Below are 26,647 nucleotides of genomic sequence, written 5' to 3' on the forward strand. Positions count from 1 at the left end.
GAAAAACGATACTTATGATTCCTGCCATCTTTTTATGGTTGGGCATCAATGCTGTACAAGCCCAAACCCGTTTATCAATCGAAGATTGCCGGAGAATGGCACTTGAGAACAGCGACGATATAAAAATATCATCCCGCAAGGTAGGCAAGGCGGTATCAGATCGACAAGCAGCAAAAACAGCCTATTTCCCGAAAATATCAGGATCGGCAACCTATGCCTATATTTTCGAAAACATCGATATGGGTATGGTGGGTATGGAAATGAGTATGAAAGGTATGTATATGGCAGGTATTACCCTGCAACAGCCTGTATATGCAGGAGGGAAAATTGTCAACGCAAACAAAATGGCAAAAACCGGCGTAGCAATCTCGGAAGAAAACAAAAGGCTTACCCGAATCAATACCCTGGTAGAGGTGGAGCAGACGTATTGGATGTATGTTTCGGTAGCGGAAAAGGTAAAACTGCTTACACAATATACTCAATTGTTGGATTCGTTGCATCAGCAGGTCAGCAGTTTTTTTGAACTCAAAATGGCTACTGCTCAGGATTTGCATAAAGTACGCACCCGACGAAGCAATGTGACATACGAACTCCAACGGGCGGAAAGCGGACGGGAACTGACTCGTATGTCCCTGTGCCATCTGATCGGACTGGAGTTGGATGCTCAAATAATTGCCACCGACACACTTATTTTAACTCAAAACTACAACAATCAATTATCACACGATATTGTCAATCGCCCGGAATACCGTATACAGGAAATGCAAGTGGAATTGAAGGATTTGGAGATAAAAAATACCCGTGCCGATTTTTTCCCTACAGTGGGGATTAGTGCTGGTTATCAATATATGGGGGGCATGAAATTAGCCGGTTCATCTCTCGATATGAAAATACCGATGGTAATGGCCAGTATAAGCATTCCTATATTCAATTTCGGGGAAGGACGTAAAAAAATAAGGAGCGCACGACTGGCACACGAAATCAGCACAGTGGAACTCAACAAAAATCGTTCATTGATGGATATAGAAGCACAGCAATCCAAATCCGCTTATGAAAGTGCATTGCTACTTATTCGTACAGCAGAGCATGGCCTTGAAGAATCAGAACATAATCTTTCTCAGACCCAAAACAATTATGAAATGGGAATGGCCACGATCCTTGATGTTATGGAAGCGCAGACACAATGGCAGGAGGCTTACAGCAACAATATTGAAGCCCGTACAAATTACAAAATACGAGAAATAGAATACCTTAGGGCGATTGGACAGTTGGAGTGATTTTTAATGACAGAAAACCTTAGATGCCCCCTTCTTATTAAGTACATCCCCAATCATCGCTTTCGCCTCCAGCCCAACCTCCACAAAGTTCCTGTAGAGAATCTGTTCCCGCTCTTCTTTCGAATTGAAAGTATAAAACCGTGGCAGCGGATAGTTTTACAGTCCGCTTCCTCTTTCTTTTCTTGTAATAGGACAGATAAAATGCCGCAACATCCGTATATTTGTTACGGGGAAGCCTTATGCCGAGCTTCCTGCAATGCATGCAGATGTGCCGGTAGAGCCTATTCGATGCTCTCCCAAAGGAGCTTCATGTCCGTAGGAAAACGCATATGACTTTCATAGCATGTGGTAAGAATCATCATTCTCCTTTCCGTTCTGTTCTCCGGCGAGACTACAAAAAAGGAGGAAATCCATTTCGGATTTCCTCCTTTTTTAGTTTATAGTTTTTTGTCTAAATTCTTATTTGGCTACTTCTACAACTGGCTCGGTACCTTTCTTGTTCTTCATCAGCAGATATGCGATAGGAGATGCAACGAACAGAGAAGACATTGTACCGAATACAACACCCAGAATCATGGCGAATGCGAAGCTGCGGATGGAATCACCACCGAGGATGAAGATACACAGCAACACAATCAAGGTACTCAGTGAAGTATTGATGGTACGTGCCAGAGTTGTGTTCAATGAGTCATTGAACAATTGGAATCTGTCACGCTTCGGATAGAGGCCGAAGAATTCGCGTACACGGTCGAAGATTACCACCTTGTCATTGATAGAGTAACCGATAGCTGTCAGGATGGCACCGATAAAGGTCTGGTCGATTTCCAGAGAGAACGGCATCCAGCCCCAACAGATGGAGTAGGCACCCAGGATGATGATGGTATCACAGGCCAATGCGGCTACTGAACCGATACTGTATGCAATATTGCGGAAACGAATCAGAATATAAATACCGATGGCAATCAATGCAAGTACAACGGACCAGATGGCTGAAACCTTGATGTCGTCTGCGATACTCGGACCTACCTTCTGGGAACTGATGATACTTCCGCCCGTATGGTTTTCGCGGTCGATGAAGGTTTCCAGCGTAATGTTCTGGGTCAATACAGGTTTCAGAGTCTCATACAGATATGCTTCGATTTCAGAGTCGATGTTGTTACCTTCTTCTTCAATGCGGTAGTTCGTGCTGATACGTACAGTCTTACCGTCTGTACCGATAGCGATAACGCTGACATTGGCGTCACCGAACTTGCTGGAGATAAGCTCACGAATCTGTTCCGGCTCTACCTTGTTCTCAAACTGCACCTTGAAGTTACGTCCACCGGTGAAGTCGATGCTCTGGCTCAATCCGCGGGTAGCGAGGAAAGCGATACATACAATTACAGCGGCTCCGGTGATGGTCAACCACAGCTTGTTTCTGCCCATGAAGTCGAAATGTACATTCGCCATCAGGTTCTTTGAAATCTTGGAAGAGAATGTCAAGTTCAGCAATTTGTCTTTGCTCATGAAATAATCATAGAACAGACGTGTCATGAATACGGCAGTAAAGAATGAAATCAAGATACCGATAATCAATGTAGTGGCAAAACCACGGATAGGACCTGTACCGAAGTTGAACAGGATAATACCGGTGATGATAGATGTCAAGTTGGAGTCGAAGATAGCGGAGAATGCGTTGGCATAACCGTCAGCCAATGCCTTCTTCACACCCTTGCCTGCACGCAGCTCTTCTTTGGTACGTTCGTAAATCAATACGTTGGCATCCACGGCCATACCCAGTGCCAATACCATACCGGCAATACCGGACATGGTCAGTGCAGCCTGGAAAGAAGAGAGGATACCCAGCGTGAAGAACAAGTTCAGCACCAGAGCACCGTTGGCCACCATACCCGGAATGAATCCGTACATGGAGCACATGTAAATCATCAGCAGAATCAATGCAACGATGAATGACATGATACCGGCGTTGATAGAAGCTTGTCCCAGTGAAGGACCTACGATGTCTTCTTGCACAATGTGTGCGGGAGCCGGCATCTTACCTGAACGCAATACGTTTGCCAAGTCTTTTGCCTGTTCGGGAGTGAAGTGGCCGGTAATCTGTGAGTTACCACCGGTGATTTCATTGTTTACATTTGGTGCGGAGTAAACATAGCCGTCCAGCACGATAGCGATGCTCTTACCGATGTTCTGCTTGGTGAGCTGAGCCCAACGGCGTGCACCGTCGGTATTCATGGACATGCTTACAGCGGGCTTGCCATAATGGTCGTATTCGTCCTTGGCGCTAACTACTACATCACCTTCCAAAGGCGCTTTACCGTTACGTTCTGTAGAACGGATAGCATAGAGCTCGAAAGTCTGGGCTTTCGGGTCATACTCGTATGGAGATACACCCCACTTCAGACGCAAGTCTTTCGGCATTTCGGCCTGAACTTCCGGCATGGAAAGGTATCTGTTGATTTCAGCTGTATCCTTGTAGTTGGCATAGGCTACAACAGGACCTTGTCCGCTGGGGTTGACCTGCAGGATGGCGAACAGCGGATGTTCTTTCTTTATTTGTGCAAGGTCAGCGGTTTGTGTCTTGTTTTCACCCTTTAAAGCAGCGGCAAGGCTGTCGGCTGTGCTGGTAGCCTGTGCTACGGCAGGAGCTTCGGCGGCTGTGCTGTCTGCTTCTTCTGCCGGAGTTTCGCTTGCAACGATGGCACGCAACTTGGTGTCGGCAGCTTGCAGATAGGGAGTAACGTCTTTTGCTGTGTATGTTTCCCAAAATTCCAGATTGGCGGAACCTTGTAATAATTTTCTTACACGTTCTGGCTCTTTGATACCCGGAAGCTCTACCATGATACGGCCCATTTTGTCTTCCAGACTCTGGATGTTGGGCTGAACTACACCGAAACGGTCGATACGGGTACGAAGTACGTTGTAGGAGTTCTCGACTGCTGCCTTTACTTCTTCGCGCAATACTTTCTCAACTTCCGCGTCGGTAGATTTCTGAGTTACCTTGTCTTTTAATTGTTGGGTTGCGAACAGTTGTGAAAGAGGAGCACCCGGAGCAAGCTTGTGATACTCTCTGACGAATAGGGTGATTACGTCATCCTGGCTTGTGGTAGCTTGTTTGGCGGCAGTGGCCAATGCTTGGTTGAATGCTTCGTCAGTCTTGTTGTCAGCCAATACTTTGATGACATCGGGTACGGAAACTTCAAGGATGACGTTCATACCGCCCTTCAAGTCCAAACCTAAACTGATTTCCATCTCACGACATTGTTTCAGCGTCCAATTGCCGAAATACACTTTCTCATTAGCCAGAGAATCGAGGTAGTCCTGCTCTACTTTCACATCGCCTTTCGCAAACTCTTTGGCCTTACTTGTGTAATGGCGAGTTACAAAAGAGAAGGAGAGATAGAACACACACACCAGTGTGAGCAATATCGCAAAAACCCTTACAAATCCTTTGTTTTGCATGTTACTTTTAGTTTATTATGATTACTTTTTAATTAAATTCTGTTGCATACAAGGCTGCAAATATAGCTTTTTTTTCACAAATCTTACTTCATACCGCGATTTTTTAACATCGGGTCTAATTGAGGCTCAGTTCCTCTGAAGTTTTTATAGAGAGTCATCGGGTCTTCGCTGTCTCCTTTTTCCAGAACATTCTGGCGGAAGAGGTCGGCTGTCTGCTTGTCGAAGATACCGTGTTCCTTGAAAGCTTCGAAGGCATCGTTGTCCAAAACATTGGCCCAGAGATAGCTGTAGTAGCCTGCAGCATAACCGCCGATGATGTGGTTGAAGTATGTGGTACGGTAGCGGGGAGCTATTTCCGGAATCAACCCCAGTTGGTCCATCGCTTCTTTTTCGTATGCAACGACATCAAGGCCTTCGGTATCAGTCAGGTTATGCAGGTTCATGTCGAGGATGGCGGCGGCCAGCAACTCGGTAGTCATGAAACCCTGGTTGAACGTTTTCTGGTTCAGTATCTTTTCAATCAGGCTGTCGGGAATGACCTCGCCGGTCTTGTAATGCTTGGCATACATTTTCAACACTTCGGGTTCGGTGGCCCAATGCTCGTTGATTTGAGAGGGGAGTTCCACGAAGTCGCGTACGACATTGGTGCCTGAAGTACCTTTATACTGGCATTGGGTCAATAATCCGTGCAGGGCATGGCCGAATTCATGGAACAAAGTTTCCACTTCGTCGATGGTCAGCAGGGAAGGAGTGTCGCCTACGGGCTTGGTGAAGCTGCATACGTTGCATACCAATGGACGTATGCTGCCTTGTTGTTCGCGGTAATTGCTCATCCAGGCACCACCGCTTTTGCCGGGACGGGGGAAGTAATCTACATAGAAGATACCTACTTGTGAGCCGTCTGCGGCTTTCACTTCAAACACTTCTACATCGGGATGATAGACGGGGATACCTTCGAGCTTTGTCAGCGTGATGCCATAGAGCTTATTGGCAACGGCAAAGGCGCCTTCACGTACGTTTTCCAGCTTGAAGTAGGGCTTAATCTCTTCTTCTTCGAGGTTATATTTCTCCTTACGGAGTTTTTCGGTGTAGTACCACCAATCCCATGCTTCCAGTTTCTCTCCTTTGCCTTCCTTGTCCATCAGCTTTTGCAGTTCGGCTGCTTCGGCTTTTGCTTTGGGGAGTGCATAACTCCACAAGTTGTTGAGGAAGTCCATCACGGCGGTGGAATTCTTTGCCATTGTATTGTCCAATACAAAGTTGGAGTAACAGTCGAAACCCAGCAGTTGCGCCTTTTCAAGTCTCAGGCTTACGATGTCGGCAATGATTTTCTTGTTGTCGTTCTTGTCATTGTTATTGCCGCGGTTGATGTAGGCCTTGTACATCTGTTCGCGTAGCGGCCGGTTGGCGGAGTATTGAAGGAAAGGCAAGCGGCTTGCATTATGGAGGGTAAACAGCCATTTGCCTTCCTGTCCGGTGGCACGGGCTTCAGCCATGGCGCTTTCGCGGAACCATTGGGGAAGTCCGGCGAGGTCTTCCTCTTTTCCTACATAAAGCTTGAAGTCGTTGTTTTCGTTCAGGATGTTGTTGCTGAACGTGATTCCGAGTGTGGAAAGCTGCTTGTTGATTTCACGCAGACGGGCTTGCTTGTCGGCCGGAAGATTGGCGCCGGAACGGATAAATTTCTTATGGGTCTTTTCCAGCAGCCTTTGTTGTTCGCGGGTCAGGCCGAGAGCATCTTGCTGGCTGTAGACAGCATCCACTTTCTTGAAAAGCTCCTGGTTGAGGGAGATGTTGTCTTCGTGTTCGGCCAATGTCGGAGCCAGTTTCATGGAAAGGGCTGTCAGTTCATCGGTAGTTTCGGCCTCCGTCAGGTTGAAAAATACACCGCCTACACGGTCCAGGGTGGGAGAGCTGTTGTCGAGGGCAACAATGACATTTTCGAAAGTAGGGGCTTCCGTATTGTCAATGATGGCTTGGATATTGGCGTTCTGCTCTTCTATACCTTTCTGGAATGCGGGTTCATAGTGCTCCAACTTGATTTTATCGAATGGAGGCACGCCATTGGGTGTTTGAAACTCAGTAAGGAACGGATTGCTTTCCGTCTGGGTGGCACAGGAGTACATCATACAACTTGCTGCTAAAATTAGAATACATTTTTTGAACATTGTTTTCTAAGTATTAAATGTTTAAGTATTAATTTTCAATATCTCTTAGTGATATAGCACCATATCGGATAGTGGTCTGACTCTTTGATGGAGCGGTCTACTGTACAATTGTAGGCTCTCAGGTTCTTGCTTGTCAGTATGTTGTCTATCCGGAAATAGAATCTGTTCTGGTTGTAGGAGATGCCCAGCCCCCGTCCTGATTGGGTGAATGCGTCGTCCAAATCCTGGGCGATGGTGCGGTGGGCATAGGAGATGGGGGTATCGTTGAAATCGCCGCACACAATAATGTAAGGATGCGGTGAAGCGGCTATTTCATGTGCAATAGTGTCAGCCTGCGGGGCACGGATGGCCGATGCTTCTGCCAGCTTGCGTATGAGCAGGCGTGCGCCGCTTTTCACTTTTTCCTTTTCGGGAGATTTCAGCATGTCTTCGTACACGACTTTATCGGCTTTGGTCAGTTTGTTGGACTCCAGATGATTGTTGATGAGGGTAACCGTGTCTTCCCCAATCTTGATTTCATAGAGTACCGAACCGTTGTATTCGCTGGGATAATCCAATATGCGTGACGAGAGAATCGGAAATTTAGAGTAACATGCTATCTTGTTGGTATGTCCCTTTCCGCTACCCACTGTGTTGATGCGGTGGTATGGATATGCCTTGAGTTCCCGCTCTACGTCTTTTTGCGAAAGATGCTTTGAGGATTGTACTGTGGAATATTCCTGCAGACAGAGGATATCGGCGCCACTTTCCTTCAAATAGGTCAATATCGGGTTTTTGCCATCTTGCTTGGCGGCACCGTCAAATCCCATAATGTTGTAGGAGAGCAGTTTGATACTTGTTTCCGGTAAGTGGTCTGTATGGAAGTTGATGGGCAGATAGGTGCGTATCTGCGAATAGCAGAGCAACATCCCTATCAGGGGCAGCAAAGCCGACCTATAGCGCTGGATGACCAGCCAGAAAATGAGGAAGCCGGCATTTATCATCAGGAACACGGGAAATGTCAGCCCCAGGCACGATTGCACCGGATGTGTGACCGGCTGGATGTGCGGACTATAGGCGGTGAACAGTAATAGGCCCGTAAACAAGGCATTGACCGCTAAAATCAGAAGAGCGACAAAATTACCGAGATGCTTCATTATAATAGTTGAAAATTGAAAGGTGAAAACTGAAAATAAGAGTGGCGGTTATATTCTCATTTCTCATTTTTCATTTTCCGTTTTCCATTGGTTTAACGTTTACTCGCGTCGAACAAGCTTTTCTTTTCCTCTGTAGTAAGGCTTTCGTATCCCGATTTCTTTAATTTGTCGAGAATGCGGTCTATCTCGTCGGATTGGGCTTTTTTCCGTGCGTTGTAATCATAATCTTTTTGTTTGCCAGTACCGTAATGTACTTTCATTTTCGGTTTTCGGGGTTTGAAGCTGACGATGGAAACTAAGGCATCCAGACATTTGTTTATCCATGAGGTCAGGTCGCTACCTTTGCTGAGGCTGGCGGCAAACCATAACCCTGCCAGCGCACCTCCTAAATGTGCGATGTGTCCGCCGGCATTGCTGGAGGTGATGAACAGCAAATCGGTGCCTATAACGATGAGTGCCAGGTATTTCAGCCGGATGGTTCCGAACAGCAGCAGCCTTATCGGATAGTTGGGCTCGCGATAGGCGGTGGCGGCTACAATGGCAAGTACAGAGGCAGAGGCGCCCAGCATGAAAGAATAGTCTGTCATGGGACGGAAATACGGAAAAATGTTATAGGCGGCCATATAGAGCAGACCGCCGCAAATTCCTCCCAGAATGTATACACCCCGCAGATGCTTTGCAGAGAAGAAACTCAGGAACAGTGCACCGAACCAGTAAAGCCACAGCATATTGAAAAGAATGTGCATGAATCCTGCATGCATGAACATATATGTCAGTAGTGACCATGGTTGCAGGATGAAGCGTAGGACTGATGCCGGCAGTTCCAACCATTCGAATACGCCTGCTATGCTCCGGTTGAACAACTGGAACATGACTTCGGTTAGCGTAGTAAGTATGAATACCGCAACATTGATGTAAATCAGTTGGATATAAATGTTCCCCCTACGGAAGGTCTCTTTCAAATCAGTTATAATAGTAGCCATTTCCTCTGTTCTTTTTTCTCCAGTACATAATCAGGATAAAGCCGAATACCATACCACCCAAATGTGCGAAGTGAGCCACATTGTCTCCTGCACTGTTTGCAAATCCGGCATAAAGCTCAATCAGGGCATATCCGATGACAAAATATTTGGCCTTGATGGGAACCGGCAGCGGGAAGATGAACATTTGCTGGTTGGGGAACAACATGCCGAATGCCAGCAGAATGGCGTATACTGCGCCCGAAGCTCCCACGGTAGTCATCATATTGAGATATTCCTTCATCGGGATGATGGCCATGCCGGTATTCACGCTGTCGTAGGCGGAAAGTACTGTCTCATAATGAATATACTGTACCACCTCCTGGATAATTCCGGCTCCTATGCCGCACACCAGATAGTAGAACAGAAATCGTTTTGGCCCCCATACCTGCTCTAAAATACGTCCGAACATCCATACGGCAAACATGTTGAAAAACAGGTGCGCGAATCCGGCGTGCATGAACATATATGTTATCAATTGTGCTGCATTGAAATCTTCGGCAAGGAAAAAATGCAATCCCAGATATTGGGCGAGGTCGATGCCGTAGCTTTGGGCGACAATGGTGCCCAAAAACATCAGCACATTAATGATTAAAAGGTTCTTGGTTACAGTAGGTATAGTATTCATAATCTGTTGTTTCAATTCATTTTACAGTTCAAAAACAGTTGTCTGTTTTTGCATTCTCCGGCAAAAATACGAATAAATTCTGTTCTATAACAGAAAAAGCAGATTCTATTCCTTCTTTTTCGCTGTTTTCCAATATTTTTTTAATGTTTTTATTTGATATTCAGAAATATTGCTCTATTTTTGTGGAGGTTTGTGATGAAAAGTAAAAATATCTTTTGTGTAACATATTAATTAATTTTTAAGCATTATGAATAAGGCGGAACTTATTAGCGCTATGGCAGCGGAGTCTGGTTTGTCAAAGACTGATTCAAAGAAAGCATTGGATGCATTTATCGCGTCAGTCACTAAGGCAATGAAGGCCGGTGATAAAGTATCATTGGTTGGTTTTGGAACTTTCAGTGTGGTGGAAAGAGGAGCGCGTATGGGTATCAACCCCTCTACTAAAAAGCCTATCGAGATTGCTGCAAAGAAAGTTGTTAAATTCAAACCAGGTGCGGAATTGACAGCTGAATAAGAACAGTATACTCAACATACAAAGAGGGGACGTTTTACAAGGAGCGTCCCCTCTTTGTATGTTGAATATCTTGTGAGTCAATAAAAACAAGCCTGCTTGTTTTGTACTGATTTCGGTTTACGCTATCTTTGCACGCAGGAAAATACATTTGAATCATGAATATAGAACAGAAACTGGTATCGTCCGTCATCGGCGGACTGAAAGCGCTTTACGGACAGGATGTTCCTGCCACACAAGTGCAGTTGCAGAAAACCAAGAAAGAATTTGAGGGACACCTCACGCTGGTTGTATTCCCTTTCCTCCGTATGTCCAAGAAAGGACCGGAGCAGACGGCCCAGGAAATCGGTGAATACTTGCAGGCAAACGAGCCTTCGGTTGCAGCATTTAATGTCATCAAGGGCTTCCTGAACCTGACCATTGCCTCCTCTGCGTGGATAGAATTGTTGAATGGCATTCATGCGGACAAGCAGTACGGTATCGTGGCTGCTACTGACAACTCTCCATTGGTGATGATTGAGTATTCTTCTCCCAACACCAACAAACCGCTTCATTTGGGACATGTACGCAATAATCTTTTGGGAAATGCGCTGGCTAATATAGTGGCTGCCAACGGTAATAAGGTAGTAAAGACAAATATTGTCAATGACCGTGGAATTCATATCTGTAAGTCCATGTTGGCATGGCTGAAGTACGGAAATGGTGAAACTCCCGAATCATCCGGCAAGAAGGGAGATCACTTGATTGGCGATTACTATGTTTCCTTCGACAAGCATTATAAAGCGGAAGTGAAGGAGCTGATGGCCAAGTTCCAAAGCGAAGGCATGAATGAGGAAGAAGCCAAAGCCAAGGCGGAAGCTGAATCTCCTTTGATGAAGGAGGCTCGTGAAATGCTGGTAAAGTGGGAGGCCAATGACCCGGAAGTACGTGCGCTCTGGAAGAAAATGAACGACTGGGTGTATGCAGGTTTTGACGAGACTTACCGTATGATGGGTGTAACTTTTGATAAGATATATTACGAATCAAACACGTACCTCGAAGGTAAGGAGAAGGTAATGGAGGGCCTGGAGAAAGGCTTCTTCTACCGGAAAGAAGACGGCTCTGTATGGGCGGACCTCACGGGGGAGGGGTTGGACCACAAGCTGCTGTTGCGTGCGGACGGTACATCCGTCTACATGACGCAGGATATAGGTACTGCCAAACTCCGCTTTGCAGATTATCCCATCGACAAGATGATTTATGTGGTAGGCAACGAACAGAATTACCATTTCCAGGTATTGTCCATCCTGCTCGACAAACTGGGCTTCGAATGGGGTAAAGGGTTGGTGCACTTCTCTTACGGTATGGTGGAACTTCCCGAGGGCAAGATGAAGAGCCGCGAAGGTACAGTAGTTGATGCTGACGACTTGATGGCGGAGATGATTGATACAGCCAAGGAAACCAGCAATGAACTGGGTAAGCTGGATGGTCTGACAAAGGAAGAGGCAGACAATATCGCCCGTATCGTTGGTCTGGGTGCCTTAAAGTACTTCATCCTGAAAGTGGATGCCCGCAAGAACATGACATTCAATCCAAAAGAGTCCATCGACTTTAATGGTAATACGGGACCGTTCATCCAATATACTTATGCACGTATCCAGTCTGTTCTCCGCAAGGCAAAAGAGGCCGGTATCGAAATCCCTGCCCAGTTACCTGCCGGCATTGAACTGAGTGAGAAGGAAGAGGGACTGATACAGATGGTTGCCGACTTTGCCGCTATTGTGAAGCAGGCAGGTGAGGATTACAGTCCGTCCATCATTGCAAACTATACGTATGACCTTGTGAAGGAATATAACCAGTTCTACCATGACTTCAGCATTCTGCGTGAGGAGAACGAAGCAGTGAAGGTATTCCGCCTTGCATTGTCCGAGAATGTAGCCAAGGTGGTACGCTTAGGTATGGGATTGCTGGGAATTGAGGTGCCGGATAGGATGTAAACATTGTACTATAAAAGAATAAGCCCGAGGATACTTCTTCGGGCTTATTTTTTTATAGTGCAATATTTATTCTTGTGGTAGAAATAATAGAAGTTTAAATTATCGTCTCCTTTCTCCCATTTTATACGTGTAGACTAAGTCCTATTTTGTCTTGCTTGTTTTGGCAGTTGCCTTGGCGGTTGTTTTAGTCGTTTTCGTTGCTTTCACCGCCTTTGCAGTCCGCTTAGACTTGCCCGTATCCTTGTCGCTTTGCAGTTTCACAATTTCCAGACAAGCTTGAAGGTTCAGGTCTTGAGGGATGATGTCTTTAGGAATCTTGTAGTTGCTGCCTTTATAAGCGATGTAAGGGCCATAGCGTCCATTCAGGATTTCCAGTTCCGGTTCTTCCTCAAACTTCTTGATATGTTTTTGGGCTTCTGCTTCTTGTTTCTTTTGCAAAAGTTCAATAGCTTCTTCCAGCGTAACAGTCATCGGGTCCATTGTCTTGGGTAACGAGGCATACAAGCCGTTGTTCTGGATATAAGGTCCGAAACGTCCCGCACCTACGACTACATTCTTACCTTCGTACTCTCCGAGGGTACGGGGAAGTTTGAACAGCTCCAGCGCTTCTTCCAGCGTAATGGTCTCGATGGACATTTCTTTTTTTACCTGGGCGAAACGGGGCTTTTCCTCATCTTCGGCAGTACCTATCTGTGCTACTGGGCCGAAACGTCCGATTTTTACGGACACTTGTTTTCCGCTGACGGGGTCTGTTCCCAGAATCCGTTCGCCTGCCTTGTGGGCGGTTTTCGCGGCAAGTGTGTTTTCTACTGAAGGATGGAATTTCTTATAGAATGTTTTCAGAATGGCGGTCCATTGCTTGTCACCTTCAGCTATTTCGTCGAATTGCTTTTCGACGCTCGCAGTGAAGTTGTAGTCAAGGATGTCCGGGAAGTACTCTATCAGGAAGTCATTGACCACAATACCGGTGTCTGTCGGCATCAGTTTTGACTTTTCGGCTCCGGTGATTTCTGTATGGTTGTTGTCCGTTATTTCATTACCCTGCAGGTTGAGCACATTGTAGGTGCGTTCTTCACCCGTTTTTTCTCCTTTTATCACGTATTCGCGTTGCTGGATGGTGGAAATGGTCGGAGCATAGGTAGACGGACGTCCGATACCGAGTTCCTCCAATTTGCGCACAAGGCTTGCTTCCGTGTAGCGGGGAGGGTGTTGGGTGAAACGTTCGGTAGCGGTGATACCTTCATGTTCGAGCTTCTGTCCTTTTTTCAGAGGGGGCAGTAGGCGTGCCTCATCTTCCTGGGTTTCTACGTCATCATCGTATGATTCGCGGTAGACACGGAGGAAGCCGTCGAATTTCACCACTTCGCCGGTTGCAGTGAAAGTCTCCGTCTCGTTGCTGATAGCAATGGTTACGGTTGTCTTTTCCACTTCGGCATCTGCCATCTGCGAGGCGATGGTACGTTTCCAGATGAGGTCGTACAGCTTTCTTTCCTGCGGGGTACCTTCTATCTTGGCATTCTCCATATAGGTGGGGCGGATAGCTTCGTGGGCTTCTTGCGCTCCTTTGGTCTTGGTGGCGAAGTGGCGGTTGTGTACGTAACGTTCGCCCATCAGGTTGGAGATGGTTTCACGGCTGGCGTTGACGGCAAGTTCGGAAAGGTTGACGGAGTCGGTACGCATGTAGGTTATCAATCCGGATTCGTACAGACGTTGCGCCACCATCATGGTCTGTGCCACGGTGAATCCCAGTTTGCGGGCAGCCTCCTGCTGCAAGGTAGAGGTGGTGAACGGGGCGGCGGGAGTTTTCTTCAGCGGACGGGTAGTGATGTCGCTGATGGTAAACGTAGCTGCTTTACAGCTCTCCAGCAATTTCCGGGCTTCTGCCTTTGTCTTGAGCCGGTGCGCCAGTTCGGCTTTCATTTCCACTGTTTTGCCGTCAGTGTCCGGAACGAGGAATACGGCGGTAACACGGTAGGATGCTTCGGTTTGGAATGCATGTATCTCGCGTTCGCGCTCTACAATGAGACGGACGGCTACGGACTGTACACGGCCTGCAGAAAGGGCAGGTTTCACTTTCTTCCACAATACCGGTGAAAGTTCAAAACCTACGATACGGTCCAGGATACGTCGGGCTTGCTGGGCATCGACCAGGTTGATGTCAATGTCACGGGGATTTTCTATCGCTTTCAGGATGGCACCTTTGGTGATTTCATGGAAGACGATACGTCTGGTGTGTTCCGGTTTCAGTTTCAGCACTTCGTACAAGTGCCATGCGATGGCTTCCCCTTCGCGGTCCTCATCGGAAGCCAGCCATACGGTTTCTGCCTGCTCGGCTTCTTCCTTCAGCTGGGTTACGATTTTCTTTTTATCCGCCGGTATCTCGTAATGCGGTTTGAAGTCTTTGTCTACGTCAATACTGAATTCTTTTTTCTTCAAATCACGTATGTGGCCGTAGCTGGAAAGGACTCTGAAATCTTTTCCAAGGAATTTTTCAATTGTTTTTGCTTTCGCCGGAGACTCGACTATGACAAGGTTCTTCTGCATAAATTTCTGTTTTTTAGTGACTCCCGCCACTGAATTCGCCCGCAAAAGTAGGAAAAAAAGATTCTTCCCACCTTATAATATAAGGAGAATTTAGCAAAAATGACCTTTTTTGTTCAAATTAGAGCTCCGGCTTGTGCTGCCCCTATTAAAAGAGGAAGCTTACTCCGCCTAAGAAACTGAGACCTTCTGAAGGGTATCCCCAGTAGTACTGGTAATCTTTGTTCAGCAAGTTGTTCACGCGCGCATACACGGAGATACCTTTGAAGAGTTCGTAACTGCCGTTTAGATAGAGATTGCTGACGGGGTCTGCCTTGTTGCCCTCCACGCCTTGGCGTGAGATGTGCTGATAGCCGATGCCGACAAGCAGTGGGGAGATGGGGCGTACCTTGAGATTGAGATTGCCTTCTACGGAAGGTTTGAAGCTTACTACGACATCAGAACCGTCTGAGTCCGTTGTCCAATGGCGATAGACGGCATTGGCGGCGAGATAGAAAACATCCTTGTAGTTGTAGCTCAGGTCGGCTCCGGCGTAGAGGTTCTTGGTATCTTCTGTGAGGTAAACATTGCTTATCCCGTCGGACTTGACAGTCGGAGTGTCAATCAGGTCGTTTTTCAAATCTTGATACCCGCCGTATAGGTTGAACCACAATCCGCTGACCGGGCTTGCCTTGAAGCCGATGGCTGCGTTGAGCTGTTCGTAGGTATTGTCAAGCTGCTGGTTTGTAATGCCATAAGGCGTAATGGTTTCCAGACGGCGGAAATCGTTCTGCAGCCGTCCTCCCTTACCTTGTGCGTAGAGGATGTAGCTGTCCGAGAAGATGTATTGCATTTCTACGTCGGGAGCGGCGCGGAACTTCTTGCCGAAGCCGAAAGCCAGGTCGACGTGTGCGCCGAGACGTATTTTCCAGTCGTCATTCTGAAAGAGATAGTATGGATTGAAGTCTACGTCGGTGTGATTCTCGAAACGTCCGTCGCTGTAGAATGTGTTGTCCATGGCAAAAGCCATGCCGATGGTCTGCTCATCGGAGATGGAACCGGTGACATCGGCTTTGGTGCGCACGATATTTTCTTTGATATTGCTCACCATGAGGTCGTGTTGGCGCTGGTAGACCAACAAATTGGTTTCGGCACGGAATTGGAGAGGCATATCGTCACTCGTGGAACTTACCCCGAAATGTACATCACCCGAAACGAATTTCTGCTTGTTGCTGACGAAGTCGGGCAGGAAGTTGAAATTGCTTTGGTTGAACTTTCCGGCAATATTCAAATCGACTTTGCTGAAAGCATGTACATAATCCATGGCAGCATGGGTACGGTAGTAGAATGAATTCCACTTCCCGCCATTATCCGGCAAGTCCAGTTTGCCATCCATGCCATCCATTGTGAATGTCAGGTTGAGGCGGTCTTTGGGGGATAAGGAGAAGAGGTAGTTGGCGCGTACATCGAGGTTACCGTAGTTACCGTATCCCAAGCGTACATATCCGGGCAGCGCTTTCGCCTGCGTCTCTTTTCCGGTATAGGCTTGCATGATACCTGCCGGGATATGGGTTGCCGGCATCAGGGTGGCGTCATATTCCACCGCCTTTTTGCTGACGGTAGGAGGTTCCACCTTGGGAAGCACGTTCACTTTGGAGGCATCCATGATGTCCGGATTATATTCTTGTTCCACGACTACCGTACGGTTCATGGTGGTGTCTTGGGGTTGTGTCTGGGCTTGTGCTCCCAAAGAGAGGGAGACAAGCATAGTTCCTGCGAGGATATATTGTATCTTTTTCATAATGTGCTATATTTCTTACTTCAATTTCTCCAGTCTTTCGTTAATCATGCTTGCTATATCGTCGTCGGCCTGGTAGTTCTGCTGCAGGCTCAATAGGTATTGGCGTGCATCGAGCTTCTTGTCCATGGCTACATATACATCAGACAGAAGTATGAAACTGCGTGCCAGCCAGTAGGCATGCGGTGTACTCTGGTCGATGAAATTAAGGATTTCCTTTTCTGCAGAGGCATAATTACCGGCGTTGTACCATTGTAATGCCACCAGATATTTGGCTTCGGCTCCATAAAGGGTACGGGTGTCTTTGGCCAGCAGCTGAAGGTCATCCATTGCCTTCTTGTCGGCTTTCTGGTTGAGGTATGCCTTGGCACGGTAGTACAATGCCTCGTTCCGGAGCTCCGGAGACAGCTTGGCTTCGGCAAGCAAGGCTGTGGCGGCGTTGATGACTTCCGCATCATCATGCATCAGTGCTCCACAGCGCAGTACACCGATAGCGCCAAGCTGGCGGCGCTCTGCCGTGGTGGCTTTGGCCTGCAATTTCTTGTAGTCGGCCAATGCCAGGTCATATTGCTGGCGGTTGAACAGAATTTCTCCATGCATCAGCAAAGCCTCTTCAGAATATGGGTTATCGGGGTATTCCAGCAGTTTTCCGGCATGTTCCAATACCGCCTCGTCATCTTTCTGCTCTTTGCCTATGACGCAGAGGTAGTAGTGTGCATTCAGGCTGAAAGCGCCTCCCGGATAACTTTGCAGATAGCGGGTGAAGCTCTCTTTGGCAGGTGCGGCTTCGCCTTTCATATATACTTTTTCGGCAGCGATGTAAGTCAGCGAGTCTTGCTCACTGGGTTCGAAGCGGATTTCTCCCGGCATTTGGGCGGCAAGGGCGGCAAACTCATCCACGCGGTTGGCATCTACGTAGATGGACTTCAAGTCGCGCATGGCAAGGCGGGCTTCCTCGCTTCCGGGATATTGGGTGACTACATGTTTGTAGGCTTCTATGGCACGGTCATAGTCATCGTTCTGGTAGTAAAGCAGGCCGATTTCTGCAGCAGCTTTACGGCTGACGGGACTCTCGGGATACTTGCCGAGCAATTCGCGGAAGGCGGCGATAGCTTGGGGGCTGTTGTTGCTCTGTACGTAGGAGCGCCCCTTCTCGTAGAGGGCATTGATGGCGTAGGGCGAGTTGGGATATTTGGCTGCAAGTCGGTCCAGCATGCTCACCTTTTCCGTATAGTTCTTCTGCATGCCATATACCAGCGCTAATTGATAGACGGCATAGTCTCCGGCGGGAGTGTTCAGGTTCTCGGCTTTGGCGTAGTATTGCTTGGCTTCCTCGAAACGGCGGACGTGCAGGTTACAGTCACCGATGCGGTTGTAGGCATCTGCCAATGCGGTCGGGTTTTCGCCTTTCTCCAGTTGGACAAAGTTGCGGAAACGGTTCTCTGCCGTCGAATAGTCTTTCTGGTGGAAAGCGATGTAGCCCAGGTTATAGTAGGCAAGGGCGAACATCTCCGTATCCCTCTGCCGGGTGAGTGACAGATATTCGTTGAAATTGCGGGCGGCTTCTCTCATCCGGTTCAGGCGGTAATAAGACTCGCCGAGCCAGTAGAGGGCGTCTGCCTTGGTCTGGAGGTTGTATTGTCCCAGCGTGACGCTTTGGTTGAAGTAACCGATGGCTTGCTCGAACTGTGTGTTGGCAAAAGACTGGGTCCCGAGTTGGAACAGAATCTTCTGCTTGGCTTCCAGAATGGCTTTGCTGGGATGGGAGATGCGGTCGATGGATTTGAGTGCGGCATCGTAGCTGCGTGTATTCATGTACACTTCCACCAGGTAGTTGCTGACTTTCTCGGCATAAGGAGAGTTCGGGAACTCGTTTAGGAATTTCTCAAAGACGGTCACCGATTCGCCGAAAGCGGAATAGGAGGTCTCGTGGATGCATAAGGCGTAGTTATAGGCGGCTTGTTCCTTGACTTTCATATCGGCGTTGGAGGCGGCAGCCTGCTCGAAGGCCATACGCGCTTTGGTCTTGTCTGCCAGTTGCAGATAAGACAGTCCCATGTGCAGGTATGCGTTCTGCGAAAGGGCGTCGTTTTCGGCAGTCACTCTGCCGAGGACGGAGGGGACTTGCGAATACACGCCGCATTGATAATAGGACATTCCCAGCATGTAAAGGGCATCCCTTCTATGAGCGGCAGATTCGGCATTGTGTTCTATATATTGTCCGAAGGACTTTACGGCTTCGTGATACTTCCCGAAATGGTATTCGGCTGTACCGAGGATACGGTTCAGCTCCGCCGTGTGGGTGTAGCTCAGACCGTCGGGATGGGCTGACAGTGCATTCTGCGCCACGATTTCCGCCTTGTCGTACTGCTTCTTCAACAGATAGATTTCGGTGATGTAATAGGGAACCAAGTCCTTGTATTTGGCATTGTCCTGCAAAGGCAGGAAACCGCTGAGCGCTTCGTCATACCGTCCTTGGGTATATCGGATATAAGAGATGTAGTAAGCACAGTCCGCTGCATATTTCCTGCTGGTGCTGCGCAGGGTCTCGAACCAGATGGCTGCTTCCTTTACATTGCCCGTCTTCAGATAGCAGGTGGCAAGGCGGTAGGTCATGTCGTCACGCTCCTCGGTACCCAGAAGGTCGAGGCGGGCAGAGTTGAACATGGCGAGGGCATCGTCATAATTGCCTTCGAAGAAGTAGGCGGAGGCAATCAGGGCGTAGATGCGGTTGGCATGGGGAGTATCAGGATATTCGTCCAGGAAGGCGCGGAGCAAGTCTATGCTTTTGGGGTCTCTGAGCTCGTATGCGGCGCATACCAGCATGTATTCCGCTTCTTGCCGCTCGCCGGTATCGGGCAGAGGCTTGCCGTCTGCATTCATCTGGCGTACATAGGCTTGCAACGGAGAGATGGCGGCAGCATAGGCCTTTTGCTGGAACAGCGTTTGTCCTTCCTGGTAGAGTCGCTTGGGAGAAGTACTCTTCTCGCTTGTTTGTGCTGAGGCGAGTAAAGGTGCGCAACAGAGTGTTGTGCACAATATTCGGGAGATTTTATGTTTCATCTTCTTTTGTTAGAATAGGTATTTTACAAAAATACGGGTTTTACCCCGGAAATGTTACACTTGTTTGGCTTTTTTAGGATATATACCATAATAGGAACGAATAATCATTCGCTTTTGTTCTTCCGCATGTCTTCCAGGAAGATACCCACTCCTTTGCGGATGGAGCCGAGCCCGAACTCTTTCGTACGGATATCTTTTAAGGGGAGGAAGAAGAGGTCTGCCGCGTCGTCCATCGCCTCGAAGTGCAAGGTGTCCTCCACCGTACAACGGAAAAACATATCCAGCGTGTGTACGGGGAAGCCGGAATAGATGTAAATATTGGGTAGGGAGAAGAGATATTCGGCCTTTGCCACCTTCATGCCGGTTTCTTCTCTTACTTCGCGGGCAACGCCTTCCTCACCGGTCTCGGTCATGTCGATGAAGCCTCCGGGGAGGTCCAGCGTCCCTTTGGCAGGCTCTTTGGCGCGGCGGCACACCAGCAGCTCGTCGCGCTCGTTCAGTATCAAGGCGACGGTGGCGGAAGAGGGGTTGAAGTAGTAGACGAAACCGCAGTCGGCGCACTGCTTCGACTTCTCGTTATGAACTTCGAAATGGGCTGAACCGCATTTCGGACAATATTTGAATTGCGAAAGTGGATGTTCCATGATATTTTAGCCTTTGTCCGGGGGACAAAGATAATGGAAACCAGGTGTAGAATGAAAGGAACAGAGTGAATTTTTCGTATCTTTGGCGACTATAAAACCATATCGGATGAAAGATTTTGCTGCCATTGATTTTGAAACGGCCAACGAACAGCGTACCAGCGTTTGTAGTGTAGGAGTGGTTATCGTACGTGATGGAGAGATTGTGGACCATTATTATAGCCTCATCCGTCCCGAACCGGAGTATTACACTTATTGGAATACCCGCGTGCATGGTCTGACGTTGGCAGATACCCAGGATGCTCCTATCTTTCCCGTTGTGTGGCAGGAAATAGCTCCACGCATTGAAGGCTTGCCATTGGTAGCGCACAACAAGGCCTTTGATGAAAGCTGCCTGAAAGCTGTTTTCCGTACTTACTGCATGGATTATCCGGATTATGAGTTTTATTGTACTTTGCAGGCATCACGTCGTGCTATAAAGGGATTGCCTAACTATCAGTTGCATACAGTGGCTGTTTGCTGTGGCTATCAGTTGGAACATCATCATCATGCGTTGGCTGATGCTGAGGCTTGTGCATGGATAGCGAAACAGGTCATATAAATAAACAGAGGAGACTTGTCATGAAGCCTCCTCTGTGGAATTGTTTGTTTCCTTGATAAAACTCTATCAGTTTATCCTAATGGATTTTCACCTTGGTCACCATCATTGCCGTCGCCTCCGCTTTCGTTTCCTCCGGGATTTTCTTCATTGTCCGGCACGATTTCAGAGCCGGTTACCAATCGTGTGATGCCCGATTGTTTCATCATGTTCTTCAAACGTTGTCCCGGCACGAAAATCAGTTTCTGGCGGTAAACGACATCAGCCGTTACAGACTTTGCATCCTCCTGGCTTTTGCCGTTCAATCCCGGTCGGAGGCTTCCGAAGTCTCCCAGCCGTACGGTTGCACCGATGCTGGCATAGGTGCAGAGTGCGTCAATCATACCGTCCAATACGGCTTTTACGATACCTCTTGGCACCATCCCTTGACTGGTCACCTGGTCGCATAATCTATCAAAATCAATATTTGCTACGGAATAAGAAGCAGCTACATACTTCTCGGTTTTGGTACCAATGCCTACCATTCTCTTTTTTACTACATAACGAAATGCCATAATGTTTTTTGTTTTTAATGGTTGTTACTTGCGGTTTCGTTCACTCGTCAGTTAGCGAGACCTATTTCTTTGTGACCACGGTGCGAAGTTACAACACTTAAAAACGGCATGGTGCTTTAACGGGACTGAACGACTTTTTTTAACGTTGTATTTAGCCATTTGACGACATGGAAAGTCCTATGCTATAACCTATTGCCTATATTTAAAAAAAATGAGTGATTACATAAAATAATAATTTTGTGATTCTCCATCTGTAATCAAGTACAATCCATTGTCTGTAAACTTGATGACTTTGGGCTTGAATGTGAGTTTCTTCAATGCCTCTGCCAAATTGGATGGAATGTTTTTGTAATATACTCCGTTTTTGCAGCAAGCTATCATCCCATAATTGGTAATATAGGCATAGTAAACCTCTTCGTATAGTTCTTCGGCTTTCAGTATGAAGTTTTTGATGGTTTCATTTGAATAGCTGTAATGCTTGTCCGTGATAACGACCCATTCTCCTTTATCATTGAAGCAGGCCGAAAGAATATTGTCGTCTCTTAAATCTCCTGTACGATATTGTTCCAGTTTTTTGAGGAATGCATCCGGATAACCAAGAGTCCAATACCCTGAACCGCCTAAGATAATTACATAGTTGCCATTTTCAGTGATGTTGATGTCTGTTATTTCAGCATTGCTGCTGTTGGCTTCTTCTATACGTTTCTTAAGCTTGCTGGGAGTACTGCCGGTGTAGGCATATCCACTATTCCCATACACTCCTACTCCTGCTCCATACATAGTGATTGCTCCGGTACGGCATTTCCCCCATTTGTTGATGGCTTCTGTGATGTATGACATGTATGAGCTGGTCGGTAAATTTATATAGCGAACAGTACCGCTATAGGAAAATGGTTTTGAAACGGTTCTGGTTCTGGCTGGAAGAACCGGTTCCGCTTTTTCTTTACAGATATAAGAAGTACCGGCTATCAATTCATTTCCAATCCATTTTCCTGACTGAATGGTGTGTGCCGTAATATCAAAGTAAGCGCCGTATCCATTTCTTTCACCATCCTTCCAAGGGCCGAACCACATATTCCCATTTTCCCAGATATGAATGCCGTATCCGTGGCGTTGTCCATTATAGGTTTCTCCCCAATATTTATTCCCGTTTGTGTAGTTTGTCCGTTCAAATATTTGTCCGGGATATTCTTTGGCTTCTATTTCATAACTGTAGGGGCGGAGCAGCATATACGGTTTTCCGGTGTTTCGGTTGTATTCTACACCATTTTCAGAGCCATTTTTAACTATTATGTCATCTTCTTGAATATAGATGAATAAAGTGAATTCTGAGTTTTTAGTAAAGCCAATTTTAATATTATCTTCTTTGAATTCTACCCTGAATCCATTTATTTCATCATTTTGGGTTTGTCCTAGAGAAGCCTCTCCTTCTATTGTTTTTCCCCACTCTACCGTGCTATTGCGAACAGATTCATGCATGCTTTTCTGTTCACTTTCCGAAGGTGCAGTGTAGAATGGTTTATAGTCCGGTATCATTTTGAGGAGAGTATTCTGTCCGTTGAATCCCGCTTCTTCCAATCTTTCTATGGCAGCTTCTGCTATAGACTTCTGGAGTTCTCCAATGTCTTTGTTGAGAGCAGCCTTTTTGTACCAATATAACGCTGAATTCCCATCTTTTCTCAAGATGTTGTCTATGCCGTATTCATAAGAGATTGCAAGCGAAATCTGTCCGCTTGCATTCCCGTTTTTAGCTGCTCGTTTTGTCCATGCCATTCCGGCGGGGTAATTCTTTGTGACTCCTAACCCGTTTTTCAGTAAATAGGCTAAGCGGCTTTGTGCATAATAAGATTCCGGGCTATTATTGTGTTCGGCGGCTTTTTTATACCAGATAAAAGCCTCTTCATAGTTTTCTTTGTCTTCATATATGCGTCCAAGGTTCTTTTGTGGAAAAGCCCCATTTTTTTCAGCTGCTTTTTTATACCAATAGATGGCCGTTTCTTTATTTTGGGTTAAATTCCCCCAGCCATTACTATAGGCTGCACCCATATTGTTTTGTGCAGCAGGATTTCCTTGCTCAGCCGACTTTCGCCACCAATAAACGGCTTGTATGGTATCAGGTTTTATACCCCATCCCCTAAAGTAGCTCTGTCCGAGATAGAATTGTGCAATCGCGTTTCCATTTATTGCATCTGTCCTATAGTCCGCAGCATTCTTGTGGTTTTGCCCGTAAATACTGATGGTAAATACTGCAAGGAATATGCACAATAAGTAATTTTTCATGTTTTTCATAAATTAAGAGTTAATCAATTGCATCCAATAAAATGAATGCAGCCCAGTAAAAGGGATCCTTATATTTTTTTATTTTCTTGAACTCTTTGGGCATAGGCTTTTTGCTCTGTTTTTCTTTTTGCCTGGCTTCTGACTGCCAGCGCTTGTCGGGAGTTGTTTCAATTTCAACTTCGTAGTCACGTACATACTTCTGGGCCTCGCGCAAAGATTCAAATTTGCTCTTTCCTGCGAGCAGATTCTTGTAAAACTGTGTCATCAAGAGTTGAGTAGCATTATCGTCCACTTTCCAGAGACTCATTAATAATGTGTTGGCTCCCGCTTTTTTGAAACCGCGCTGCAAGCCGAATACTCCGTCACCGGTTATTTCTCCCAGTCCGGTTTGGCAGGCAGAAAGTACTACCAGGTCTAACCCTCGTAAGTCTAAACCGGCAAGCTCTTTGGCGGTGAGTATGCCGTCTTCTAATCCTTCCGGCAAAGGATTTCCTTTCAGTGCAATATTTGCTCCTGACAATAGCAGTCCTGATCGAGTCAATGCTTTGTCTTCTACGTAGCGTGATTGGTTATTGTCTCCCATCATCAAGAAATCAAGATCCTTTGTCTGTCTGGCTTCTGTTTCTGTCCAATAGAAACCATGAGTGGCGATATGTAGCATACTGATATTCTTACCTGATAAAGCTTTAAAAGATTCTTCTGTACCTCGTAAATCCATATATAAGGCTGGCTGAAGTCTCGTATTCTCCAGTGCTTGTTTAATTTGTTCAGCTTCTATCTTAGTGGCGGGAAGGTATTTGGCTCCGTCACGCAGGTTTAGGGAATCCGGATAGAAGGTATGTTGAATATTCAAGTCTCGAGGAATATCAGTATATTTTTTGTTTTCGACTACTAAAGCTGTTGTATCAGCATCATATTTAAGACCTCCATAGAGAACAGCTTCTTTAATATGGCTTTTGTCTTTTATCATAACCAATTGTCGCGTAGACGACAACCGATAGAAATTTATTTGTTCCGCTATAAAAGTAGAGTCGCTGCTTGGAAGGTGTTCTATGGCGATGTTATGGAGTTGCCCAGCAGGAGCAAAATAAACATTCTTTATTCCTTTTAATTCTTTTTCCAAAGGTTTCCATATTAGTTGACTTAAAGTCGGTGTTGTATAGAAGTCTTTTTTATTAATATTGCTTAATTGTTTTCTTTCAAAGAGCGGAATCATTTTAGGGGATGTTGTTTCTGGTCTTAGTATTAATGCTGCATATATTATACTGTCTTTTCCGGCAGGAAAAGCAAGAAACTCAATTGCTATATCTTCTTTATTGAGTTTCTTTTGTACTTCTTTCCATGTAATTTGTAAATTACGAGTATAATCACCATAAACTTTGGATTTAGTTATTAATTCTTTTTCTTGCTTTCTTACTATTCTATGTATGGAGTCTATGTCTGTTATGTGCTCTTTTTTAGGTTTTTGTAGCATTTTATATAAAATAGTCTTGTTGAATTGTAGGTCTCTATACTCTTGGATAAAAGCTTTATCGTTACTTTCAAGAATTAGTTGGCTCATCTCTCTATCTGCGTTAAGTAAAAGCTCTTTTGCGAGTAATGCTCCATTATAAGTTGCAACAGATAATTCTGGTTCTGATATATAGTAAGAAAACATTGGTAAATAGTAATTATACCAATTTGAATATTTATTCCAGAAAAGAGTTCTTTCGTGAGATGTCAAATCGGTAAAAGTAGAAAATACTATTTTGTTACATTCTTCGGTTGTTAGAATAGCTTGTTGTGCTGTGTTAATATAATCTTTGGAATTAAAATAGTAAAAGGTTAGATCGTTAAGGGCTAGTCTATAATCTGGGTGGTTTTTCCCTATTGTTTTTGCAAATATTTTTAGCACTTCTTTTTCTAGTCTAATGGATTCCGAGAAGTTGTGTTGCAAAGCATTGCATAGTGCTAATTTATGGAGCATAATAGAGTAATTATGACTTTCTTGACCAAACGTTATTTGAAATATTTTTGAGGCTTCCATTATTTGTCTTTTAGCTTCAGCTAGATTTCCTAATGAAATATTGAACATTGAAACATTGGAAAGTGCTTCTGCATAATCAGGATGCTGGGTTCCTAATACTTTTTCTCGAATATTTAATGCTTCATGTCCTAATCTTGAAGCTTCTAAATAATTACCATAATAATAATAATCATTTGCTAAATTTGAAAGAATATTCGCATAGTCAGGGTGGTTCTTACCAAATGTCTGTTCTATTGTATATAATGCTTCGCTGTCTAATCTTATTGCCTCTTCATAATTTCCTAATGCCGAATAGTACGAGGCAAGACATGAAGAGCCCGTTGAGTATGATTTATGGTTTTTGCCTAACGTTTTTTTTATGATATTTAATGATTCTGTTTCATATTTGATAGCTTCTACATAGTTTCCAGTTGAAGAATTTAAAACAGCTAAACTATGAAGTGATACTGAATATGCATCGCTCTCTTTTCCTAGTGCTTTTTCTCTAATGGAAAGCGCCTCTTTTTCTAAGGTAATTGCTTTGCGGTCATCTCCTAATATACTGATACATGTGGCCATATTGTGAAGTATTGTTGCATAAGCAGAATGATTTGGACCTAATGATTTTTTTGCAGTTTCTAATGCTTGTGTAAATAGTTTGGTTGCCATAGGATAGTTACCTATGTGGACTTGTAATTCTGCTAAACGATTTATTGATAGTGAATAGGTCGGGTGTTCCTTTCCTAGCGTTTTTTCATAAATTTTTAAAGCTTCAGTGTTGAGGCTAATGGCTTCTTGGTAATTCCCCAATATAGAATTGTAGTTTGCAATACTTGACAAGGATCCTGCATAGGTTGGATGGTCCTTTCCTAGCGTTTTTTCGTAAATTTTTAAAGCTTCAGTGTTGAGGCTAATGGCTTCTTGGTAATTCCCCAATATAGAATTGTAGTTTGCAATACTTGACAAGGATCCTGCATAGGTTGGATGGTCCTTTCCTAGCGTTTTTTCGTAAAT

Annotated in this window: 16 protein-coding genes and 1 pseudogene; 4 read left to right on the forward strand and 13 right to left on the reverse strand. The window is 45.8% G+C overall.

All coding sequences use genetic code 11. The annotated features are described in order from the left end of the window. The first annotated feature begins 14 nt into the window (after window positions 1-14). Window positions 15-1,277 (forward strand): TolC family protein, encoded by a 1,263-nt coding sequence (locus DWZ67_RS06585; RefSeq protein WP_070101230.1) that lies wholly within the window; start codon window positions 15-17, stop codon window positions 1,275-1,277. Between the two features lie 166 nt (window positions 1,278-1,443). On the opposite strand, the pseudogene DWZ67_RS06590 reads toward DWZ67_RS06585, so the two are convergent. The 6 genes and pseudogenes from DWZ67_RS06590 to DWZ67_RS06615 all read right to left on the reverse strand — a co-directional run. After that, window positions 1,444-1,624, reverse strand: a pseudogene (locus DWZ67_RS06590) (DDE transposase); the annotation flags it as partial. Between the two features lie 112 nt (window positions 1,625-1,736). Next, complete coding sequence (gene secDF / locus DWZ67_RS06595; RefSeq protein WP_057256544.1) at window positions 1,737-4,736, reverse strand: protein translocase subunit SecDF; 3,000 nt, start codon at window positions 4,734-4,736, stop codon at window positions 1,737-1,739. An 83-nt stretch (window positions 4,737-4,819) separates the two neighbouring features. Continuing rightward, entirely contained in the window at window positions 4,820-6,904 is a 2,085-nt protein-coding gene (locus DWZ67_RS06600) for a M3 family metallopeptidase (protein ID WP_057256543.1), read from the reverse strand. A 35-nt stretch (window positions 6,905-6,939) separates the two neighbouring features. Further along, the gene (locus DWZ67_RS06605) at window positions 6,940-8,040 is read right to left on the reverse strand and encodes an endonuclease/exonuclease/phosphatase family protein (RefSeq protein ID WP_057256542.1); all 1,101 of its coding nucleotides are present in this window, start codon (window positions 8,038-8,040) and stop codon (window positions 6,940-6,942) included. Window positions 8,041-8,132: 92 nt separating this feature from the next. Continuing rightward, window positions 8,133-9,023, reverse strand: a complete 891-nt coding sequence (locus DWZ67_RS06610; RefSeq protein ID WP_025831509.1) for a rhomboid family protein — start codon at window positions 9,021-9,023, stop codon at window positions 8,133-8,135. Then, window positions 9,004-9,687: a rhomboid family intramembrane serine protease gene (locus DWZ67_RS06615; protein WP_165852461.1), complete on the reverse strand. Its 684-nt coding sequence runs from the start codon at window positions 9,685-9,687 to the stop codon at window positions 9,004-9,006. Before DWZ67_RS06615 ends, DWZ67_RS06610 begins: the two co-directional genes overlap by 20 nt. Window positions 9,688-9,934: 247 nt before the next feature. Here DWZ67_RS06615 and DWZ67_RS06620 point away from each other — a divergent pair, with 247 nt between their 5' ends. Both DWZ67_RS06620 and argS read left to right on the forward strand, forming a co-directional pair. Beyond that, complete coding sequence (locus DWZ67_RS06620) at window positions 9,935-10,201, forward strand: HU family DNA-binding protein (protein ID WP_117878811.1); 267 nt, start codon at window positions 9,935-9,937, stop codon at window positions 10,199-10,201. A 155-nt stretch (window positions 10,202-10,356) separates the two neighbouring features. Continuing rightward, window positions 10,357-12,174, forward strand: a complete 1,818-nt coding sequence (gene argS / locus DWZ67_RS06625) for an arginine--tRNA ligase (RefSeq protein WP_117878813.1) — start codon at window positions 10,357-10,359, stop codon at window positions 12,172-12,174. Between the two features lie 141 nt (window positions 12,175-12,315). Here argS and topA read toward each other — a convergent pair whose 3' ends face one another. The 4 genes from topA to DWZ67_RS06645 all read right to left on the reverse strand — a co-directional run bounded on the left by topA (window position 12,316) and on the right by DWZ67_RS06645 (window position 20,199). Beyond that, the gene (gene topA / locus DWZ67_RS06630; RefSeq protein WP_120138419.1) at window positions 12,316-14,718 is read right to left on the reverse strand and encodes a type I DNA topoisomerase; all 2,403 of its coding nucleotides are present in this window, start codon (window positions 14,716-14,718) and stop codon (window positions 12,316-12,318) included. 145 nt (window positions 14,719-14,863) lie between these two features. After that, window positions 14,864-16,495: a TonB-dependent receptor gene (locus DWZ67_RS06635; protein WP_120138421.1), complete on the reverse strand. Its 1,632-nt coding sequence runs from the start codon at window positions 16,493-16,495 to the stop codon at window positions 14,864-14,866. Between the two features lie 15 nt (window positions 16,496-16,510). Next, window positions 16,511-19,555, reverse strand: coding sequence for a tetratricopeptide repeat protein (locus tag DWZ67_RS06640; RefSeq protein WP_057281422.1), 3,045 nt, complete (start codon window positions 19,553-19,555; stop codon window positions 16,511-16,513). A 104-nt stretch (window positions 19,556-19,659) separates the two neighbouring features. Continuing rightward, window positions 19,660-20,199: an NUDIX domain-containing protein gene (locus DWZ67_RS06645; protein WP_009037634.1), complete on the reverse strand. Its 540-nt coding sequence runs from the start codon at window positions 20,197-20,199 to the stop codon at window positions 19,660-19,662. A gap of 106 nt (window positions 20,200-20,305) precedes the next feature. Here DWZ67_RS06645 and DWZ67_RS06650 point away from each other — a divergent pair, with 106 nt between their 5' ends. Then, a complete protein-coding gene (locus DWZ67_RS06650; RefSeq protein ID WP_005830635.1) occupies window positions 20,306-20,797 on the forward strand; it encodes a 3'-5' exonuclease in 492 nt (163 codons plus the stop codon). 71 nt (window positions 20,798-20,868) lie between these two features. Here DWZ67_RS06650 and DWZ67_RS06655 read toward each other — a convergent pair whose 3' ends face one another. The 3 genes from DWZ67_RS06655 to DWZ67_RS06665 form a co-directional block, all read right to left on the reverse strand. Further along, entirely contained in the window at window positions 20,869-21,348 is a 480-nt protein-coding gene (locus tag DWZ67_RS06655; protein WP_057281421.1) for a DsbA family protein, read from the reverse strand. 219 nt (window positions 21,349-21,567) lie between these two features. After that, complete coding sequence (locus tag DWZ67_RS06660) at window positions 21,568-23,637, reverse strand: tetratricopeptide repeat protein (RefSeq protein ID WP_120138423.1); 2,070 nt, start codon at window positions 23,635-23,637, stop codon at window positions 21,568-21,570. A gap of 10 nt (window positions 23,638-23,647) precedes the next feature. Then, window positions 23,648-26,647 (reverse strand): CHAT domain-containing tetratricopeptide repeat protein (locus DWZ67_RS06665; RefSeq protein ID WP_207888803.1); only part of this gene is annotated, 3,000 nt, incomplete at its 5' end.

The organism is Bacteroides sp. AF34-31BH (genome assembly GCF_003602795.1).
GTDB lineage: Bacteria > Bacteroidota > Bacteroidia > Bacteroidales > Bacteroidaceae > Bacteroides > Bacteroides uniformis.

Bases quoted from the DNA above. Each gene is read 5' to 3' on its own strand.
- DWZ67_RS06655 (WP_057281421.1), bottom strand. From the start codon at position 21,348: ATGGCATTTCGTTATGTAGTAAAAAAGAGAATGGTAGGCATTGGTACC.
- DWZ67_RS06660 (WP_120138423.1), bottom strand. From the start codon at position 23,637: ATGAAAAACATGAAAAATTACTTATTGTGCATATTCCTTGCAGTATTT.
- secDF (WP_057256544.1), bottom strand. From the start codon at position 4,736: ATGCAAAACAAAGGATTTGTAAGGGTTTTTGCGATATTGCTCACACTG.
- argS (WP_117878813.1), top strand. From the start codon at position 10,357: ATGAATATAGAACAGAAACTGGTATCGTCCGTCATCGGCGGACTGAAA.
- DWZ67_RS06605 (WP_057256542.1), bottom strand. From the start codon at position 8,040: ATGAAGCATCTCGGTAATTTTGTCGCTCTTCTGATTTTAGCGGTCAAT.
- DWZ67_RS06645 (WP_009037634.1), bottom strand. From the start codon at position 20,199: ATGGAACATCCACTTTCGCAATTCAAATATTGTCCGAAATGCGGTTCA.
- DWZ67_RS06640 (WP_057281422.1), bottom strand. From the start codon at position 19,555: ATGAAACATAAAATCTCCCGAATATTGTGCACAACACTCTGTTGCGCA.
- DWZ67_RS06650 (WP_005830635.1), top strand. From the start codon at position 20,306: ATGAAAGATTTTGCTGCCATTGATTTTGAAACGGCCAACGAACAGCGT.
- topA (WP_120138419.1), bottom strand. From the start codon at position 14,718: ATGCAGAAGAACCTTGTCATAGTCGAGTCTCCGGCGAAAGCAAAAACA.
- DWZ67_RS06585 (WP_070101230.1), top strand. From the start codon at position 15: ATGATTCCTGCCATCTTTTTATGGTTGGGCATCAATGCTGTACAAGCC.
- DWZ67_RS06635 (WP_120138421.1), bottom strand. From the start codon at position 16,495: ATGAAAAAGATACAATATATCCTCGCAGGAACTATGCTTGTCTCCCTC.
- DWZ67_RS06600 (WP_057256543.1), bottom strand. From the start codon at position 6,904: ATGTTCAAAAAATGTATTCTAATTTTAGCAGCAAGTTGTATGATGTAC.
- DWZ67_RS06615 (WP_165852461.1), bottom strand. From the start codon at position 9,687: ATGAATACTATACCTACTGTAACCAAGAACCTTTTAATCATTAATGTG.
- DWZ67_RS06610 (WP_025831509.1), bottom strand. From the start codon at position 9,023: ATGGCTACTATTATAACTGATTTGAAAGAGACCTTCCGTAGGGGGAAC.
- DWZ67_RS06620 (WP_117878811.1), top strand. From the start codon at position 9,935: ATGAATAAGGCGGAACTTATTAGCGCTATGGCAGCGGAGTCTGGTTTG.